General features: G+C 66.0%; 20 protein-coding genes. 15 read left to right on the forward strand and 5 right to left on the reverse strand.

Annotation, left to right across the window (positions count from 1 at the left end; all coding sequences use genetic code 11):
* Positions 1 to 7: 7 nt before the first annotated feature.
* Positions 8 to 853 (reverse strand): aldo/keto reductase, encoded by an 846-nt coding sequence (locus tag AC1MDG_RS01575; protein ID WP_479807066.1) that lies wholly within the window; start codon positions 851 to 853, stop codon positions 8 to 10.
* Positions 854 to 1,041: 188 nt separating this feature from the next.
* On the opposite strand from AC1MDG_RS01575, the gene AC1MDG_RS01580 reads away from it, so the two are divergent.
* Complete coding sequence (locus AC1MDG_RS01580) at positions 1,042 to 1,938, forward strand: helix-turn-helix transcriptional regulator (protein ID WP_479807067.1); 897 nt, start codon at positions 1,042 to 1,044, stop codon at positions 1,936 to 1,938.
* Between the two features lie 87 nt (positions 1,939 to 2,025).
* Complete coding sequence (locus AC1MDG_RS01585; protein WP_479807069.1) at positions 2,026 to 2,223, forward strand: hypothetical protein; 198 nt, start codon at positions 2,026 to 2,028, stop codon at positions 2,221 to 2,223.
* 11 nt (positions 2,224 to 2,234) lie between these two features.
* On the opposite strand, the gene AC1MDG_RS01590 is transcribed toward AC1MDG_RS01585, so the two are convergent.
* On the reverse strand, positions 2,235 to 2,444 hold the full coding sequence (locus AC1MDG_RS01590) for a dodecin (RefSeq protein WP_011690139.1): 210 nt from the start codon (positions 2,442 to 2,444) through the stop codon (positions 2,235 to 2,237).
* A 162-nt stretch (positions 2,445 to 2,606) separates the two neighbouring features.
* Positions 2,607 to 3,506, reverse strand: a complete 900-nt coding sequence (locus tag AC1MDG_RS01595) for an SGNH/GDSL hydrolase family protein (protein ID WP_479807071.1) — start codon at positions 3,504 to 3,506, stop codon at positions 2,607 to 2,609.
* Positions 3,507 to 3,667: 161 nt separating this feature from the next.
* On the opposite strand from AC1MDG_RS01595, the gene AC1MDG_RS01600 reads away from it, so the two are divergent.
* On the forward strand, positions 3,668 to 3,925 hold the full coding sequence (locus AC1MDG_RS01600) for a metal-sensitive transcriptional regulator (protein ID WP_043477171.1): 258 nt from the start codon (positions 3,668 to 3,670) through the stop codon (positions 3,923 to 3,925).
* A gap of 10 nt (positions 3,926 to 3,935) precedes the next feature.
* Here AC1MDG_RS01600 and AC1MDG_RS01605 read toward each other — a convergent pair whose 3' ends face one another.
* Positions 3,936 to 4,646, reverse strand: a complete 711-nt coding sequence (locus AC1MDG_RS01605; protein ID WP_043477175.1) for a FadR/GntR family transcriptional regulator — start codon at positions 4,644 to 4,646, stop codon at positions 3,936 to 3,938.
* A gap of 152 nt (positions 4,647 to 4,798) precedes the next feature.
* On the opposite strand from AC1MDG_RS01605, the gene AC1MDG_RS01610 reads away from it, so the two are divergent.
* From AC1MDG_RS01610 to AC1MDG_RS01640, 7 genes are all read left to right on the forward strand, one after another.
* On the forward strand, positions 4,799 to 6,307 hold the full coding sequence (locus tag AC1MDG_RS01610; protein ID WP_479807073.1) for a four-carbon acid sugar kinase family protein: 1,509 nt from the start codon (positions 4,799 to 4,801) through the stop codon (positions 6,305 to 6,307).
* Between the two features lie 58 nt (positions 6,308 to 6,365).
* Positions 6,366 to 7,265 carry an NAD(P)-dependent oxidoreductase gene (locus AC1MDG_RS01615; protein WP_479807075.1) on the forward strand — a complete coding sequence of 300 codons (900 nt, stop codon included), beginning with the start codon at positions 6,366 to 6,368 and terminating at the stop codon, positions 7,263 to 7,265.
* A 93-nt stretch (positions 7,266 to 7,358) separates the two neighbouring features.
* The gene (locus tag AC1MDG_RS01620; protein ID WP_479807077.1) at positions 7,359 to 8,777 is read left to right on the forward strand and encodes a GntP family transporter; all 1,419 of its coding nucleotides are present in this window, start codon (positions 7,359 to 7,361) and stop codon (positions 8,775 to 8,777) included.
* The gene (locus AC1MDG_RS01625; protein WP_479807079.1) at positions 8,777 to 9,649 is read left to right on the forward strand and encodes a class II fructose-bisphosphate aldolase; all 873 of its coding nucleotides are present in this window, start codon (positions 8,777 to 8,779) and stop codon (positions 9,647 to 9,649) included. Before AC1MDG_RS01620 ends, AC1MDG_RS01625 begins: the two co-directional genes overlap by 1 nt.
* A 47-nt stretch (positions 9,650 to 9,696) precedes the next feature.
* Entirely contained in the window at positions 9,697 to 10,089 is a 393-nt protein-coding gene (locus AC1MDG_RS01630; RefSeq protein ID WP_479807081.1) for a DUF1304 domain-containing protein, read from the forward strand.
* Positions 10,090 to 10,172: 83 nt separating this feature from the next.
* Entirely contained in the window at positions 10,173 to 11,519 is a 1,347-nt protein-coding gene (locus tag AC1MDG_RS01635; RefSeq protein ID WP_479807082.1) for an acyltransferase family protein, read from the forward strand.
* The gene (locus AC1MDG_RS01640; protein ID WP_043477193.1) at positions 11,516 to 11,872 is read left to right on the forward strand and encodes a GNAT family N-acetyltransferase; all 357 of its coding nucleotides are present in this window, start codon (positions 11,516 to 11,518) and stop codon (positions 11,870 to 11,872) included. Before AC1MDG_RS01635 ends, AC1MDG_RS01640 begins: the two co-directional genes overlap by 4 nt.
* Here AC1MDG_RS01640 and AC1MDG_RS01645 read toward each other — a convergent pair.
* Complete coding sequence (locus AC1MDG_RS01645; protein ID WP_479807084.1) at positions 11,869 to 12,120, reverse strand: hypothetical protein; 252 nt, start codon at positions 12,118 to 12,120, stop codon at positions 11,869 to 11,871. The two genes, AC1MDG_RS01640 and AC1MDG_RS01645, sit on opposite strands and share 4 nt — an antisense overlap.
* A gap of 148 nt (positions 12,121 to 12,268) precedes the next feature.
* Between AC1MDG_RS01645 and AC1MDG_RS01650 the strand changes: the two genes are divergently transcribed.
* The 5 genes from AC1MDG_RS01650 (at position 12,269) to AC1MDG_RS01670 (ending at position 16,507) form a co-directional block, all read left to right on the forward strand.
* Complete coding sequence (locus tag AC1MDG_RS01650; protein ID WP_479807086.1) at positions 12,269 to 12,925, forward strand: hypothetical protein; 657 nt, start codon at positions 12,269 to 12,271, stop codon at positions 12,923 to 12,925.
* Between the two features lie 195 nt (positions 12,926 to 13,120).
* Positions 13,121 to 13,753 (forward strand): GAF domain-containing protein, encoded by a 633-nt coding sequence (locus AC1MDG_RS01655; RefSeq protein WP_479807088.1) that lies wholly within the window; start codon positions 13,121 to 13,123, stop codon positions 13,751 to 13,753.
* Positions 13,750 to 15,750, forward strand: a complete 2,001-nt coding sequence (locus AC1MDG_RS01660; protein ID WP_479807090.1) for a glycosyltransferase family 2 protein — start codon at positions 13,750 to 13,752, stop codon at positions 15,748 to 15,750. The genes AC1MDG_RS01655 and AC1MDG_RS01660 overlap by 4 nt, the downstream gene beginning before the upstream one ends.
* Positions 15,747 to 16,076: an STAS domain-containing protein gene (locus AC1MDG_RS01665; protein WP_479807092.1), complete on the forward strand. Its 330-nt coding sequence runs from the start codon at positions 15,747 to 15,749 to the stop codon at positions 16,074 to 16,076. Before AC1MDG_RS01660 ends, AC1MDG_RS01665 begins: the two co-directional genes overlap by 4 nt.
* Positions 16,076 to 16,507 (forward strand): ATP-binding protein, encoded by a 432-nt coding sequence (locus AC1MDG_RS01670; RefSeq protein WP_479807093.1) that lies wholly within the window; start codon positions 16,076 to 16,078, stop codon positions 16,505 to 16,507. The genes AC1MDG_RS01665 and AC1MDG_RS01670 overlap by 1 nt, the downstream gene beginning before the upstream one ends.
* Positions 16,508 to 16,649: the final 142 nt, after the last annotated feature.

A 16,649-nucleotide genomic window follows, 5' to 3' on the forward strand; every position in this document is an offset into this window, starting at 1 on the left:
CGGTCGGCTACATCTGGCTGAAAGCGGCAACGGCGGGGTCGGCGCCCGCACGGGCGCCCGACTCCAGGGCGGTGATGTCGCTGAGTTCGGCGGCGGAGAGTTCGACGGCGACGGCCCCCAGGTTCTCCCGCATGCGCTTCGAGTCGGCTGACTTGGGGATGACGATGGTTCCCTGGGCAAGGTGCCAGGCCAGCACCACCTGGGCCGAGGTGGCGTCATATTTGCCGGCAAGGTCCTTCACCGCCGCCGCGTTCAGGTCCGCTCCCTGGCCGAGCGGGCTGTACGCCTCAACGGCAATGCCGAGTTCCCTGCACCTGGCGGCCAGCTCCTGCTGCTGGAAAGTGGGGTGGATTTCGAACTGGTTCACAGCCGGGACGACGTCCGCCGCCGGGAGGAGCGTGTCCAGGTGGTCTGCGAGGAAGTTGGAGACGCCGATGGCGCGGATCTGGCTATTGGCGTAGAGCTTTTCCATCGCTTTCCAGGCTTCGGTGAAGAGCCCTTGGGAGGGTACCGGCCAGTGGATCAGGTAGAGGTCCACGAACTCGACGCCGAGTGCCTTGCGGCTGTTTTGGAACGCCTCATGGGCGTTGCCCTGTTCGCCATTGCGGAGCTTGGTGGTGATGAAGATATCCTCGCGGGGAATACCTGATGCTGCGATGGCAGCACCCACCCCGGCCTCGTTCCGGTAGGCGGCAGCGGTATCGATGTGCCGGTAGCCCGCTTCGAGCGCATCTTCGACGATGCGCTGCGTCTCTTCCGGCGGAACCTGGAACACGCCGAAGCCGAGTTGCGGGATCTGGACCCCATTGTTGAGGGTCACCTGCGGGATGGTGTTTTGGTGCGTCTGGGACATCGTCAGTTCTTCCGGTCGAAGGGATCGTCGAATGGCAAGCGGGAAACCGCTTTCGTGCTGGCTATGTTCCGAGCCTATGCACTTTGCACCGCACTGTCAGTAGGGGTGCCTGTTCCTGTTTTTCCTAGGACTGGCAGTCCTACGTTCGTTGTATAAATCAGGCTTCCTGGCCGTGCACAATGGAAGGCATGGGTCAGAGCGCCGAGTTTGGAAAATTCCTGAAGGCCATGAGGTCACGGCTGAAGCCGGAGGACGCCGGGTTGCCCGGAACCTCCGGCGCCCGACGGGTTCCGGGGCTGCGCCGCGAGGAGATAGCCCGGCTGGCGGATGTGAGTACGGACTATTACACGCGACTGGAGCAGGGCCGTAACATCCACCCGTCAAGGGCGGTGCTCGATTCAGTGGCGCGGGCCCTGCGCCTGGATTCCAGCGAGCAGGCGCACATGATGGACCTTCTGGAGAACTGTGCGGAATCGCAGCGCTCACCGATCCCGGCCCAGGGTGTCCGCCCGGCCCTCCGCCAGCTCCTCGGCGCGGTGGGTGACGTTCCCGCGCTGGTTTTGGGCCGCCGGAGCGACGTGCTGGCCGGCAACCCGCTGGCCTTCCTGCTGTTCGCGGATTTCCCGGCCATGCCGGCAGGGGAGCGAAACCTCACGCGCTGGCTGATGCTGGACCCGCGCGCCCGTGAACTGTTCCCGGACTGGAAGGCCGTGGCAGCTGAGGCCGTCGGGGCCCTGCGCGGGGACGTTGGCCGCCACCCGAATGATGCCCAGGCCAATCAGCTGGTGGGTGAGCTTGCGGTGCACAGCGAACACTTCCGCCAGTGGTGGGCCGGGCACCGCGTGGCTGCTCCGTCGGCGGGAAGCATACGGCTCCGCCACCCGGTGGTGGGAGACCTGGAGCTGGACTTTGAAAACCTGGTGCTGCCGGAGGACCCGGACCAAGTCCTCCGCATATTTTCCGCGAAGCCGGGTTCGCCGTCGGCCGATTCCTTGACGCTGCTGGGCAGCTTCGGTGCCGGCATCGAAGACGCAGCGTCTACGGCCCCGCGACCGGCTGTGCAGCTGCCACATGAACCCGGCTGATTCTGGGCAAACGCCCATTGGGGCAGTGCGGTGGGTTTCCTAGCCTTGGGGTAGACCTTTTTTCACTACCAAGGATGGGATTCAACGATGAAGCGCATCGCACTGCTCCGTGAACGGGTGGCCACCGCCGGCGCCACAGGAACCCACTGCCCGGCCTCCGGACTGTGGGCCCCCGTGGACGCACCGCATGACGGCCACACCTTTTTCGAAGGACACATCTTCCCGTCCTACAACGGTTCGCCTGCTGTGTGGCGCCGCCTGACGTCACGGGATACGTCCCGCTGAACTCCGCGGTTTCAGCGCTCCAGGCGGAATCCCAGTTTGATGGTCACCTGCCAGTCGGCCACCTGTCCGTTTTCAAGGTGTCCGCGGATTTCCTTGACCTCGAACCAGTCCAGGTTGCGGAGGGTCTTGGCGGCCTCGGCGATCCCGTTGCGGACGGCAGCGTCCACGCCTTCGTTTGAAGTCCCGACAATTTCAGAAATGCTGTAGGTGTGATTCGACAACTTCGCTCCTCATAATCTCCATTGACACCCGGAACTGCGGGGCGTCCCTGCAGATTAGCGGACGCAGGGCGGCGCGACTAGGGCTTTGTGGCGGCTAGCGGACCCGGAGGTTGCCGCCGCCACGGCCTGGTGGCCGCAGCCCTGAGGCCCGGCGGCCGAGACTCAACGGTCGGGCCCGGTGGGGAGCGGGCCGCCGGAGAACGGTCCGCCGGGGAAGGGGCCGTGCGCGACGCCTGGACCGAATATGGGCCCGGGTTCGGGTCGTTTGGCTTTAAGGCCCAGGTTCGCGGGCCGTTGCCGGACCCGGCGCACCACCCACGGGAAGAGGTAGTCCTTGGCCCAGACCAGGTCGCTGCTCCTGGCCTGCCGCCAGCTGCTGGCGGGCAGCACCTTGGGCTCCAGCGGCTTGAGGGTGTGGGGCACGTTCAGTGTTTCCAGCACCATGGCCGCGATGGTGTGGTGGCCCAGCGGGGAAAAATGGAGGCGGTCGGGATCCCACATGTGCGGAGCCGCCAACTGTCGCAGCGTCCACAGGTCGGCCACCACGCCGTCGTGGCGGGCCGCTATGGTGCGAAGGTTTTCGTTGAAGATGGCCACCTTGCCGCGGATCCGGCCGAACACGGGGGTGCCTCCCCAGTCCGGGCCGGTGAACAGCACCACTGTTGCCCCGGTGGCACTGAGGAGTCCTATGGCCGGCTCCAGCTTTTCCGCCAGCTTGTCCGGATCGCTGCCGCGGAAGACGATGTCGTTGCCTCCGGCTGAGAGCGTGACCAGGTCCGGTTTAAGTTCCACGGCCGGCCCTAACTGGTCATCCACGATCTGCTGCAACAGTCGGCCCCTGACCGCCAGGTTTGCGTAGGCGAAGTCCTGGTGGCCCAGGCTCAGCTCTTCCGCAACCCGGTCTGCCCAGCCCCGGACACCGCCGGGGCTTCGCGGCTCCGGATCGCCGTAACCCTCCGTAAATGAATCACCTAGTGCCACGTATCGGTTCCAGGGGTGCGGAGCCGGAGTGCTCGACGCGGAGGGTGTTCGCGCCGGTCCAGGAATGCTGAACGTACTCACGTTCCCATGGTGACCCCATCGGGGGCCCAATAACAGGGTCGAAGGGCGCAATTCCCTGCGAACCGCAGGGCCTTCGGGCGGTGTGATTCCAGTGACATCAGCCGGAATCGATACCAAGGGGGGTATATGATAGTGGAAGTCCTAGAATCACGGAGGAAGCAATGGAACTCGATCCCACCGACATGAAGCCGGTCATCAACCGCCTGCGCCGCGCCCAGGGGCAGCTCGCGGCTGTAACCCGGATGATCGAAGAGGGCCGCGACTGCAAGAGCGTGGTCACACAGCTTGCCGCTGTTTCCAGTGCCCTGGACAGGGCCGGGTTCTCCATCATCGCCACCGGCCTGCAGCAGTGCCTGCAGCAGGAGGACCCCAGCCTGGACAAGGCTGAACTGGAAAAGCTCTTCCTCTCCCTCGCCTAAGGGCTAGCCGTCAGGCGGTCTTCGCCTCAAGCACGTACGTCTTCAGGTCGTCCAGCGTCTGCTGCATGTGGGCGTCCATGGCGCTGCGCGAGCGTCCGGCGTCCCGCGATTCCAGCGCCTCGGCAATGGCCTGGTGGTGCCCGATCGCATGCTCCTGGATGTCGCGGAACTTGGACGTCTGCGTCCGGCGCTTCTCCAGCACGCGGTGCAGGGGCTCGAACAGGACGGCCACAAAAACGTTCTCCGAGGCGCGGAGGATGACGTCGTGGAACGCGAGGTCGGCCTCAACGAAGGCGGCCAGGTCGTCGGAGTCATGGGCCTTGCGCATGGCTGCCACGTAGCCGTGCAGTGTCCCGATTTCAGCGTCGCTGATGCGGCCCGCCGCCAGTTCGCATGCCCCCGTTTCCAGCATCCGGCGGAGTTCGATCAGCTGGATGGCGGCGGAGGCGTCATTCACGCCCTCTGACGCGGCGCGGAGAACTGCTTCCAGTGATGCCCAGCGGTTGAGCGGGTTGACGAACGTGCCCCGCCCCCGCTCCACGCTCAGGATGCGCTGCGCTTCAAGTGTCTTCATGGCTTCGCGCACAGTCATGCGGCTGACTTCGTGTTTCGCGCTCAGTTCCAGCTCGCCGGGGACACTGGACCCGGGAGGAAACTCGCCGGCAATGATCCGGTCCAGGAGCTCATCGGCCACCACGCCGACCAGTGATTTACGTGCCAATTTTCCCCCGTTCAGCGGTGAGCGACGATTTGTCCGACAAGTCTACTTGCGCGTCCCTGTGCCTTGTGCCACACTAGCATTCAAATGTTAGATGTCTGACATCTTACAAATACCTACCCGCAGCAGAGATTTCATACACAACGGAGTGCAAAGTGCCCCTTGAAGCAGATGTGCTGGCAGCCTTCCCGGCAGAGGTCCAGATTCCCGCTGAGCTGGTTGCCGACGCTGTAGCGGCGTCTTCGGCAGCCTCCCCCCGAGTGCTCGTAGTGCTCGACGACGACCCCACCGGCACCCAGTCCGTCGCGGACCTGCCGGTCCTCACCCGCTGGGACGTGGCCGATTTCACCTGGGCGTTCGCCCATATCCGGGAGAACCAGACGAAGCCCGCCGTCTACGTGCTCACCAACACCCGCAGCCTGGACGCTGCCGAGGCTGCGGCCCGGAACGAAGAAATCGTCCGCAACGCGCTGGCCGCAGCAGGCTCGTCCGAGACCGAATCCGGCAGTGCCGGTTCCAGCCTCCGGCTCGGTTTCGTCAGCCGCAGCGACTCCACCCTCCGCGGCCACTACCCGCTCGAGCCGGATGTCATCGCCGCCACCGTCGCCGCCGTCAGCGGCGAGGCGACTGACGGCGTCGTCATCATTCCTGCCTTTCCCGACGCCGGCCGCGTCACCATCGGCGGCGTGCATTACATGCGGGGCACCGGGGAGGAAGCCGGGACCCTGACACCCGTTGCGGAGACCGAATTCGCGAAGGACGCCTCCTTCGGTTTCGCCAACTCAGAAATGGCCAAGTACGTGGAGGAGAAGTCACAGGGCCGCTTTGCCGCGGACTCGGTGATCGTCCTGGACCTGAACATCATCCGGGCCTCCACCGATCCGCACATCTCCGCCAAGGCCATCGCCGACGCGATCGAATCCGCGACGGACTCCACCCCGATCGTGGCCGACATCGTCTCCGAAAACGACCTCCGCGCCCTCTCGCTGGGCCTCGAGGAAGCCGAACGCCGCGGGAAGAAACTCCTCTACCGCGTGGGCCCGCCCTTTGTCCGGGCCCGGATCGGCCAGGAAATCCGCGCCCAGCTCAGCGGCGAAGAGGCCTACGCCGGCAATACCCCCTCGGAAGCCGGTGGACTCATCGTGGTGGGCTCCCACGTGGGCGTCACCACCCGCCAGCTCAAGGCACTCACTGAACAGCACCGCGCGGCACGAATCGTGGAGATCGACGTCGAGAAGCTGCTTGGCGATAGCGCGGCCGGCTACCTTGACGAGACTGTGGACAAGGTGGTGGAGGCGCTGCGCGGAGGCGACGTCATCGTCCACACCAGCCGCCTGCTCATCAAGACCGATGACGCCGCCGAAAGCCTGCGGATCGCACGCACGGTGTCCGCAGCCGTCGTCGCGGTCGTGAACCGCACGCTCAAGACCTTCCCGCCGCGCTTTGTGATCGCCAAGGGCGGCATCACGTCCTCGGACGTCGCTGCGCACGGCCTGGAAATCCGCCACGCGATCGTCCGCGGTCCCATGCTTCCGGGCATCGTGAGCCTGTGGGAACCGGTGGACGGCCCCGCGAAGGGCATCCCCTACATCGTCTTCGCCGGCAACGTGGGGGACGACCAGTCCCTCGCCGACGTCACCCGCAAGCTCAGCAACACCTTCTGAAACCCGGATTTCGACGGGCTCAATCACCGATCTCATTACTCATTCAATGGAGAACACCATGACCAGCAACTACACCATCACAGTCCTGGGCCTCGGCGCCATGGGCCTGCCCATGGCCACCCGCCTCGCCAGCCAGCTCACCGTCCACGGCTTCGACATTGCCGAGCCGCGGCTGAAGCTCGCCCAGGAAGCCGGCATCCGCACCTTCGACTCCGCCCGCGAAGCCTCCGAAGGCGCCGACGCCCTGCTCCTGGCAGTGCGTAACGGCGAGCAGCTCAACGACGTACTCTTCGGCGAGAACGGTGTGGCCTCCGTGCTGAAGCCGGGCGCCGTGGTGATCCTCGGCAGCACCGTGGGCACCGACGCCATCCCGGCCACGGTGGACCGCCTGGCCGAATACGGCGTCGAACTGGTGGATGCGCCCCTGTCCGGCGGCCCCAAGCGCGCCGGCGAAGGCGACCTGTTGATCGTGGTGGGAGCATCGCCCGAGGCACAGGAAAAGGCCCGCCCGGCACTGGAGCTGCTGGCCTCCACCCTCACCGTTGTGGGCGACAAGCCCGGCGACGGCCAGGCCCTCAAGACCGTCAACCAGCTCCTCTGCGGTGTCCACATCGCCGCCGCCGCGGAGGCCCTGGCCCTGGCCGACGCCCTCGGCCTGGACCAGGAGAAGACCCTCAAGGCGCTCGAAGCGGGCGCAGCGGGTTCGTTCATGCTCTCCAACCGCGGTCCCCGCATCCTGGAGGCCTACACCGAGTACGGTGCCGAGGTGCTGAGCCGCCTGGACATCTTCGTCAAGGACATGGGCATCGTGGGCAAGGCCACCCGCGCCGCCGGCCTGGCCGCTCCCGTTGCCGCCGCGGCCGAGCAGCTCTACCTCCTGGGCCAGGCCCAGGGCCTCGCCGCTGCCGACGACTCCGCCGTCATCAAGGTCGTCGCCCCCACCAAGCGCACCGCTTAACACCAACTAAAGCCCGACGACGGCGGTCCCCCTCCGCCGTCGTCGAACCACCCCGTCCGGCCAGCCGCCCTGGCCTGTCAAAGGAGACACCCAATGAGCGCTCTAGCTCTTCTGGCCATAGCAGTAGCAGGCGTGGCCCTGCTGCTCGTGGCAGTGATCAAGTTCAAGATTCCCGCTTTCCTGGCACTGCTTGTGGTCAGCGTCGGCGTAGCCCTCGTCGCCGGGATCCCCCTTCCGGACATCATCAAAACAGTCACGGAAGGCATGGGCGGAACGCTCGGTTCCGTGGCCATCCTGGTAGGCCTCGGCGCCATGCTCGGAAAGATGATCGAAATCTCCGGCGGGGCGCAGTCCCTTGCCGGAAAGTTCACCCAGCTGCTGGGCCCGCGCCGGGTTATTGCAGCCCTCACGGCAGCAGCATTCCTGCTCGCCATACCGGTGTTCTTCGATGTCGGATTCATCATCCTGATTCCCATCATTTACGGCTTCTCCAAAGCTGCGGGCGTGAACCCGGTCAAGATCGGACTTCCCGTCGGCGCCATCATGCTGGCCATCCATGTGGTTGTTCCGCCGCATCCCGGAGTCGTCGGCGGTGCCGGCATCCTCAAGGCAGACATCGGCTGGGCCACGATTTTCGGCCTGCTCATCTGCATCCCCGTGGGTTTCCTCGGCTATTTTGTGGCCAAGAAGCTGAACCGCCGCGAATACAGCATGCTGTCCACCACGGCCGAGCAGTTCCGCCTCTTCGGCAGCGGCAAGTCGGAAGTTGAACAGGATGCGCCCCAGGGCACGTCGAAGTCGTCCGTGCTCACCGCCGTCAAAACGGCGCCCAGCCCGGCCATGATCATTACCTTGATTGTCCTGCCCATCCTCATGATCATGGTGGGCACGGTGGGCGCGGTCATGCTGCCCAAGGATTCCTTCGCATCCCAGCTCGCCGCGTTCATCGGCGCACCCCTGATCGCGCTGCTCACGGCGTTGGGACTGGCCTACTACTTCCTTGGCATCCGCCGCGGCTGGTCCTCGCAGCACACCGGTGAAGTCATGGACTCAGCGCTCGCTCCCACCGCTATCGTGATCCTCGTGACCGGCGCCGGCGGCGTATTCGGCAAGGTCCTGACAGTTTCCGGCATCGGTAAGGCGCTGGCCGAAGGACTGCAGTCTGCCGGCCTCCCGGTCATCCTGATGGCTTTCATCCTCGCCGCCATCCTCCGCGCCTCGCAGGGCTCCGCCACCGTAGCCATCATCACCACGGCGGGTCTGCTTGCCGCCTCAGTGGCTGACGGCGGCTACTCGCCGGTGCAGACAGCACTCATCCTGGTTGCCATCGGCTTCGGCGCCTTCGGCCTCAGCCACGTCAACGACTCGGGCTTCTGGATCGTGACCCGCTACCTGGGCCTGTCCGTGGCCGACGGCCTCCGGACCTGGACCGTCCTCACCACCATCCTGGGCGTGGCAGGCTTTGCCCTGACCTTCCTGATCTGGACCCTGGTGGGGGGCCTGAGCGTCTGATGCGTGCCCGACTGGACCACCTGGTTGTTTCCGCCCTCCAGCAGGGCGCAGCCGTCCCGGCCTTCACCTGCTACGACTTCACCACAGCCCTGGCCGTGGTGGAGGCGGCGGAAGAAGCCGGCCGCGGGGCCATCCTGCTGGTGGCTCCGAAGACCGCCGGCACAGCCAACGGGCTGCGGCTCATCACGGCGCTGCGCGGACTGGCCGACTCCGCCGGTGTCCCGATTGCCGTGCAGCTCGACCACGCCTCCGACCTCCGCGTGATCGCCGACGCCGTCGCGGCGGGGGCGGATTCGGTCCTCGCGGACGGTTCGTCGCTGCCCTACGAGGAAAACATCGCCCTGGTCCGCGAAGCGCGCGCCGTGCTGGAAGCGCAAGGCCATGCCGACGTCGTGATTGAAGCGGAACTGGGCGGACTGGCCGGTGACGAGGACCGCGCCTTCGGGGCGGACGTCGCAGCGTCTTCCGCGCAGGGCGCCGCCGGGCTGACCGACTCCGCGCAGGTGGAGGACTTCGTTGCCCGCACCGGCGCCCAGCTGCTGGCCGTGGCCGTGGGCAACGTGCATGGCAAGTACAAGGGGGAGCCGCAGCTGCGGTGGGACGTGCTGCAGGACATCGCAGTACGCACGCACATCCCGCTGGTGCTGCACGGTGCCTCCGGCATTCCCGCGGAGGAACTGGTCAAGGCCGCAGCCATGAACGTGGGCAAGGTGAACTTCAACACCGAACTCCGCACCGGCGTGCTGGCCACGCTGGAAGCCGAAACGGGTCCGCACCGTGCCGACGGCGAGAACCTCCAGGGTTTGCTCGGGAAGTGGAACGCCTCGGCCAGGGACTTCGCCGCCGGCGCCCTGTCCACCCTCACCCGCTAGTTCCGGGCTGCGGAAAAACCCCGGACGGGGGAGGCTAGGATCGAGCCATGATCCCGGCCTCCCTCGTTTTTGCGTTCATCGCTGCCCTGCTGCACGTCTACATCTTCACCATGGAGTCCGTCACCTGGACCCGGCCGGCCACGTGGAAGCGCTTCGGGGTCGCCTCGCAGGCCGACGCCGAGACCACCCGTCCGCTGGCCTACAACCAGGGGTTCTACAACCTGTTCCTGGCCGTGGGCGCGCTGATCGGGATCGGCGCGGTCCTTTGGGGCCAGCCACAGGTGGGCTGGACCCTCATCTTTGCCTCCTGCGGTTCCATGCTGCTCGCGGCCGCCGTCCTGGGGCTGAGCGGACGGAAGTACCTCCGCGCGGCCGCCACCCAGGGTACGGCGCCGTTGCTCGCCGTCGTGCTGGGCGTCCTGGGGCTGCTCACCGCCTGACGGGCAAGGCTTCTGGCCCTTGACGGAGGCCCGGCGGACAATGGACAGTACGCAGAGAATCGTTCCGCGTCCTAGGGAGCCCCATGGGTGTTCCGCAGCAGCAGAAGCCGCAGGCCAGCGGAGGGCAGGACCTGCCCGCGCCGGACCGCGACGCCGTGATCGACCTTGCCCGTTTCTTTTGCCTGGCCCTGGTGGTGGTGGGCCACACCATGATGGTCAGCCCCGTGCTCAACCCTGACGGGACCGTCACCACCGAAAACACTCTCGCCTTGCAGGACTGGTTCGAGCCGGTCATCTGGATCTTTATGGTGATGCCGCTCTTTTTCGTGGCCGGCGGGATCACGGGGCTGCAGTCCTGGCGGCGGCTCAGGGTCCGCGGCGGCAACGGCTTCGAATTCGCGCAGGCCCGGTTGCTGCGGCTTGTCCGGCCCGCCGCCGCGCTGCTGGCCGTCATGTTTGCCGGACTATGGGTGGCGCGGCTCTTCGGCGTTGAACCTCAAGTGGTGGAGCTGATTGTCACCGGTGCCGGCATGCCGCTGTGGTTCCTCGCCGCCTACCTGGCGGCCCAGCTGAACATTCCTGTGCTTGCGGCGCTCCATGACCGTGCGCCTTGGCTGACCCTGGCCGGCCTCACTGCACTCGTGATCGCTGTCGACTGCTTCCGCGGGACCCTGCCGCTGCTGGCCTACGCCAACATCCTGTTCCTGTGGTGCGCCGTCCAGCAGCTCGGGTTCTTCCTCGCGGATGTCCCGGCGGGCAAGCCCGGCGCCTCCGCCCTGGTGGGGGTCATCGTGGGGAGCAACCTGCTCCTGGGCCTGGTGACTGGCCTGGGGCTGTACCGCGGCAACATGCTGGTTAACCTGAACCCGCCCAACTTTTGCCTGCTGCTTCTTGGCGCGGCGCAGGCGGCGGCGCTCCAGCTCTCCCGGCCGGCGCTCATCGGCGCCGCATCGGCGCGTTGGGTCCGGGCCGTGGTGGGACTGGCCGGGCGGCGCGCCATGACGGTCTACTTGTGGCACCTGCCGCTGCTGGCTGCCATGTCCGGGCTGCTGCTGCTTACCGATTTCCCCAAGCCGGCAGCCGGAACCGCTTCCTGGTGGTGGTCGCGGCCCGTGGTCCTGTTCGGCGTCATCGCGCTCCTGCTGCCGGTCCTTGCCGTGTTCGGGCGGCTGGAAGAGCGGCCGACGGCGCCTGCGCGCTCCCGCCGCCGGCCGGCAGCCGCGGTGGTCACCGCCGTCGTCGTCGTCTTCATCCCGGTGGTTGACGCCGCGGTCAACGGGCTGACGCTCGCCCTCCTGGGCGGGGGCGCGGCGTGCTTTGCCCTGGCCGTGCTCCTGCTTGGCCGGATTCCGGAGGCGCCCGGCGGCGCGCCGGGCGCCGCCCTCGGACCATTGCCACAGGCGCCTTTTAGTGCCAATGTCGAACCATGACGGAGAACACGGTATCCACTGAAGACACGTTCAGCCCGGACGTCACCACCATCCGGAATGATGACCTCCACCGCTACGAATTGCTTGTCGGCGGGAAACTGGCGGTGCAGTCGCGCTTCGTGGACAGGCCCGGGCACGTGGACTTCATCCACACCGACACGGCGGAGGAATTCAAAGGGCAGGGGCTGGCAAAGGTGCTGGTGCATTTCGCCCTCGATGACGTGGTGTCCGCAGGCAAGCGGATCATCCCGCATTGCCCCTTCATCTACGGCTACCTGAAGAAGCACGACGCCTACGGCCAGTTCATCGACTGGCCTGAGCAGCCGCCGACGGACGAGGTGACCGCTTCCTAGGATTGCGTTCCGGCCGCTGGAGGCCTTGGTGAGGATAGCTGCCTGCAAAGCGACATCGCGTGGAGGCAGGGGCCGTCGCCGTAATTGTGCTGGATCTCGTCGAAGAGGCAGGCCTCCGGGTTGCTCCAGGCTGCCGTGGAGGTCCGGCGGTGACGGCGCAGCGTGACAGCGCAGGAAACGTCGTTGCTGCTGATGACCAGGTCCTGCAGCTGTTCGGCCACGGATGTGTCCAGCGTGGTCTCCTCCATGTTCCAAGTCCAGGTCCGGGTTCCAACTCCGGGTCCGGGCGGAGCCGAAGGGCCCGGACCGGACGGGCAGCTTGTGGCACGGACAACAATTTCGTATGGTTTAGGTGAGTTATGAAGCTGGCTCTTGGATGTCTCATTGGGAGAAACCTTGAACCATAAGCTGCGTGTGCTGGTCCGTGTGGATGTTGATCCCGGACGGGTGACCCTCGAAGTCGCCGGATGCCTGACCCAGGTAAATTACCCAGTGCTGCTGCACATCATGCGCCGTGGCCGCCGGCTCTCGCCGGAGCAGGACATCACCGTTGACCTCCACAAAGCGTCGCACCTGGACCCCGAGGTCCTGATGTACCTGCGCCACATCGCCGGGCAGAACGCTGAAGGCGGCCCCGAAGCTTTCCGGCTCACGCTGGCCGAGCCCGCGGAACTTCCCATCTGCCTTGAGCACGCCGGGCTAGCCGGCGGCGCGGAGTCCACCCTTGACGGGGAAATCAACGCACTCCTGGAGGCTGAAGCCAACCCGGGGTTCGACCTCGACGGAGGTCCTGCAGTTGCCGGGGAACAGCGCACCATTGACGGCCTGGAACTGTCCGAGTACCTCGAGGGGAACCTGGATCCCGCTTCGACAGTCCGGGCGTTGTCCGACGATGCGCTCGGCAAACTGGCCGACGCACTGTACCGGCACCTGGACACTCGCAGCCCCTCCTTCGGGGCGCATACCTGGTACGAACTGGCCGCGGAGGAACTTCATCAGCGGCACCTGACGGAACCCGAGGGGCCTTCGCAGGAGGAAGTCGCGGCCGGCTGACCCCGAACCCCGGTTCCGGGACCATAATCCGCTCCGCGCCTTAGCCCTTTTCCGTGCCGGGCGGATATTGTTGGAGTGACTCAGGACAGTCCGCCCTTCCCGCTCCACGGTCTCACCCCGGAGCCGGATCCTCACCCGGCGGCTGACTGAACGGACGAGGATCCAGGGGGACAGCCGGGCGTGCTGGGGCGAAATGTGGTGCAATCCGCGCCGGAAGCATGGGGACTTCCGCAGGACCGTCTCAGCAGGCGTGCCCGGGCGGTGGCAGGCCTGGAGATTGTGGGCTCCCCGCCGGAAGAGCGGTTCGACCGGATCACGCGCATGGCGCGGCTGATGTTCCGGGCACCCATAGCCACCATTACCATTTTCGACGGCGACACCGCCTGGTTTAAGTCCGCGGACGGCTTTGACGGGCACCAGGCGCCGCTCAGCCAGGTCTTCTGCAGCACCACCGCTGAGACGGGTGAGCGCCTGATCGGGGAAAATGCGGCAGAGGACAGGCGGTTCCGGGATCTGCCCGGCGTCACCGGCGAAGCCCACGTGCGTTTCTACGCCGGAGAACCGCTAGTGGACAGGCACGGCGAAATGGTGGGTTCCTTCAGCGTCTATGACGACCGGCCCAGGGTATTCCGGCCGGATGAACTTGAGCTCTTCCAGGAGCTCGCGGCCTGGGCGCAGGCTGAACTCATTGAGCGGACCGACCTTGCCCGGGCCAAGGAAGTGCAGGAGGCCCTGTTGCCGGGCCGCACGCCCCACATGCCCGGCTACGAGCTGGCAGCCACTGCGGTGGACGACGTAACCGCAATCGTTGTACGGAGGCAGGCATGAGACCGCGACAGCTGACACTACGAGGGCTGACACCGAGACAGCTGACGATCAGGCTGATCGTCCTGGCCACGGCCATCCTCGGCCTGAACTACATCATTTGGCGCTGGATGGTCTCGATCAACTGGGACGCATGGTGGATCGCGGTTCCGCTGGTCCTGGCCGAGACCTACTCCCTGCTGGACTCCCTGCTGTTCGGCGTCACCATGTGGCGTTACAGGCAACGGGACACTCCGCCGCCACCGCCCGCCGGCCTGACCGTGGACGTGTTCATCACCACCTACAACGAGCCGCTGGACCTCGTCATGGGAACGGCGCGGGCCGCCAGGAACATTGAGTACCCGCACAGGACCTGGATCCTCGACGACGGCAACCGCGCCGAACTGCGGGCCATCGCAGAAGCCGAAGGAATCGGCTGGATCACCCGCTCCGAGGATTGGGCCAACCGGCCGCGCCATGCGAAGGCAGGCAACCTGAACAACGCGCTGCTCGCCACCGACGGCGAGTTCATGCTCATCCTGGACGCCGACCAAATGCCGGATCCGAAGATCCTTGACCATACGCTGGGCTACTTCAATGACCGCAAGATGGCCCTGGTCCAGACTCCCCAGGTGTTCGTGAATGTCCCGCCCAATGATCCGCTGGGCAGCCAGGCGCCCCTGTTCTACGGCCCCATCCAGCAGGGCAAGGACGGCTGGAACGCCGCGTTCTTCTGCGGCTCCAACGCGATCATCCGCCGGGAAGCCCTGATGCAGCTGGGCGTGATGCGCTACGTTTCGGAAACGGAACTTGCCCTGAACAAGGCGCTCAAGACGGCGGACAAAGTGGTGGCCAGGGCGAGGCGCCAGCTTGGCCCCGGGCAGGAACGGCTGGCCGCGGCACTGAACACCGTGGCGGCTGACCTGCAGCAGGTCCGGCGTGAGCTCAGCGAGGGACAGGCCATTGCCGGCGTCACGTACCGCTTCCAGGAGCGCGTGGACGCCGTGGCCCGGAACCTTGTGGCCGAAGACTTCGCGGCGCTGCATGCGGAGCTGAACTCCATTGAGGGGCTTTCCCGGACCATCGACGTCGACGGCTCCCTCGCCGTCGTCGACGACGTTGCGCTGGACAGGCTGTCACAGCGCGACTGGTCCCCACTGGGAGCGGTGGAAACCGTGCGCGTCCTGATCGATTCCGTGAACGCCGAGAAGGCTGGCGAGGCCCAGGCCGTGATGCCGCTGGCGACCATCTCGGTTACCGAGGACATGGCCACATGCATGCGGCTGCATTCCCTCGGCTGGGAGTCGGCCTACCACCACGAAAAGCTGGCCGACGGCCTGGCCCCCGAGGACCTCGACTCGATGCTGACGCAGCGGCTGCGGTGGGCCCAGGGCACCATGCAGGTGATGTTCCGGGAGAACCCGCTGCTGCAAAAAGGGCTCAGCGTGGCCCAGAGGCTGATGTACCTCGCAACCATGTGGAGCTATTTGTCCGGGTTTGCCGCCGTGGCCTACATTGCCGCTCCTGTCATCTACCTGGTGCTCGGAATCCTGCCGGTGCAGTCGTTGAGCAACGAGTTCTTCCTCCGGCTCATCCCGTTCCTCGTGATCAACCAGATCCTGTTCATGGTGGTGGGACGCGGCGTCAAGACGTGGCGCGGCCAGCAGTACTCCCTGGCGCTTTTCCCCACCTGGATCAAATCCGTCACATCCGCGTTCGGGAACGTATTCCTGGGCCGGGACCTGGACTTCCGTGTCACCCCCAAGACGCTGCAGGAACGCAACCGGCTGCCGTGGCACCTGGTCCGGCCGCAGCTGATTGCCATGGCTGTCCTTGTCCTCGCTGCAGTGGCGGGCGTTATCCGCCTCCTGCTGGGCCAGGGAGATGTCCTGGGCAGTTCCGTCAACTTTGTGTGGATAGCCTTCGACCTGCTGATCTTCAGCGTGGTCATCGAGGCTGTCCGCTACCCCGGCTATGATGCCTGGCTGGACAGCAACGAAACGAAAGAGGTAAGTCGATGATCGAATTCACCAATGAGACCCTGGCCAACGGCGTGGGCGTGATCCGTCCCGTGGGGAGGCTCAACATGGTCTCTGCGCCGCGTCTCGGCGCCAACATTGACGCGCTCATCAGCGACGGCACGGTCCGGCTGGTGGTTGACCTGGCCGGCACCGACTTCATTGACTCGTCCGGCCTGGGCGCCCTGATTACCGGTCTGAAGAAGACCCGGCAGGCCGGCGGCGACCTCCGGCTGGCCAACCCCACGGCGCAGATCACGGCGGTCCTGGAGATGACCAACCTGAACAGGGTGCTGCAGCCGGTAGCCTCCGTGGACGGAGCCTATTGATGAGCAGCCAGTTCGGCCTGCGGGCCGCCGCGGTTCCCGAAAGCCTGGAGCTGATCCATGAGCTGCTGGAGGAAGTCTGGGTTGGCGAACCCGGGATTGAGCCCATGGACCGGATCCGGTTCGAGACGGCGCTCATCGAAGTGGCGTCCAACATCATCGAGCATTCGCAGCCGGCCAGCACCGACCCCGTCCGGTTCGTCCTGGCGGTCGAATGCGAACCGGAGCGGCTGTATGCCGAATTCACGGACAACGCCCGGCCTGCCGGCATCGACCTGGGGGCGGCCGAACTGCCGGACGACATGTCCGGGAGCGGCCGCGGACTGGCGCTGGCCAAGGTGGCCCTGGACCAGTTTTCCTATGCCAAGGAGGACAAGGGCAACCGCTGGACCCTGCTCTGCCGCCGCAAGTCAGCAGCCACCGCCACGCATTAGGCGGCGAATTCTGCCCCAACCGCTGCGTCGGCGACAGTCAATGACGCCCGATTGAGCCTCAACCACCCCGGAAATCCGCCAATTTAACAATTAGCTCACAAAAGTTTGACTAAAAGGTTTACCTAAGTAAGGCTTGCCTTGC

The sequence above is a fragment of the Arthrobacter sp. AIWTK1 genome, from assembly GCF_056680535.1.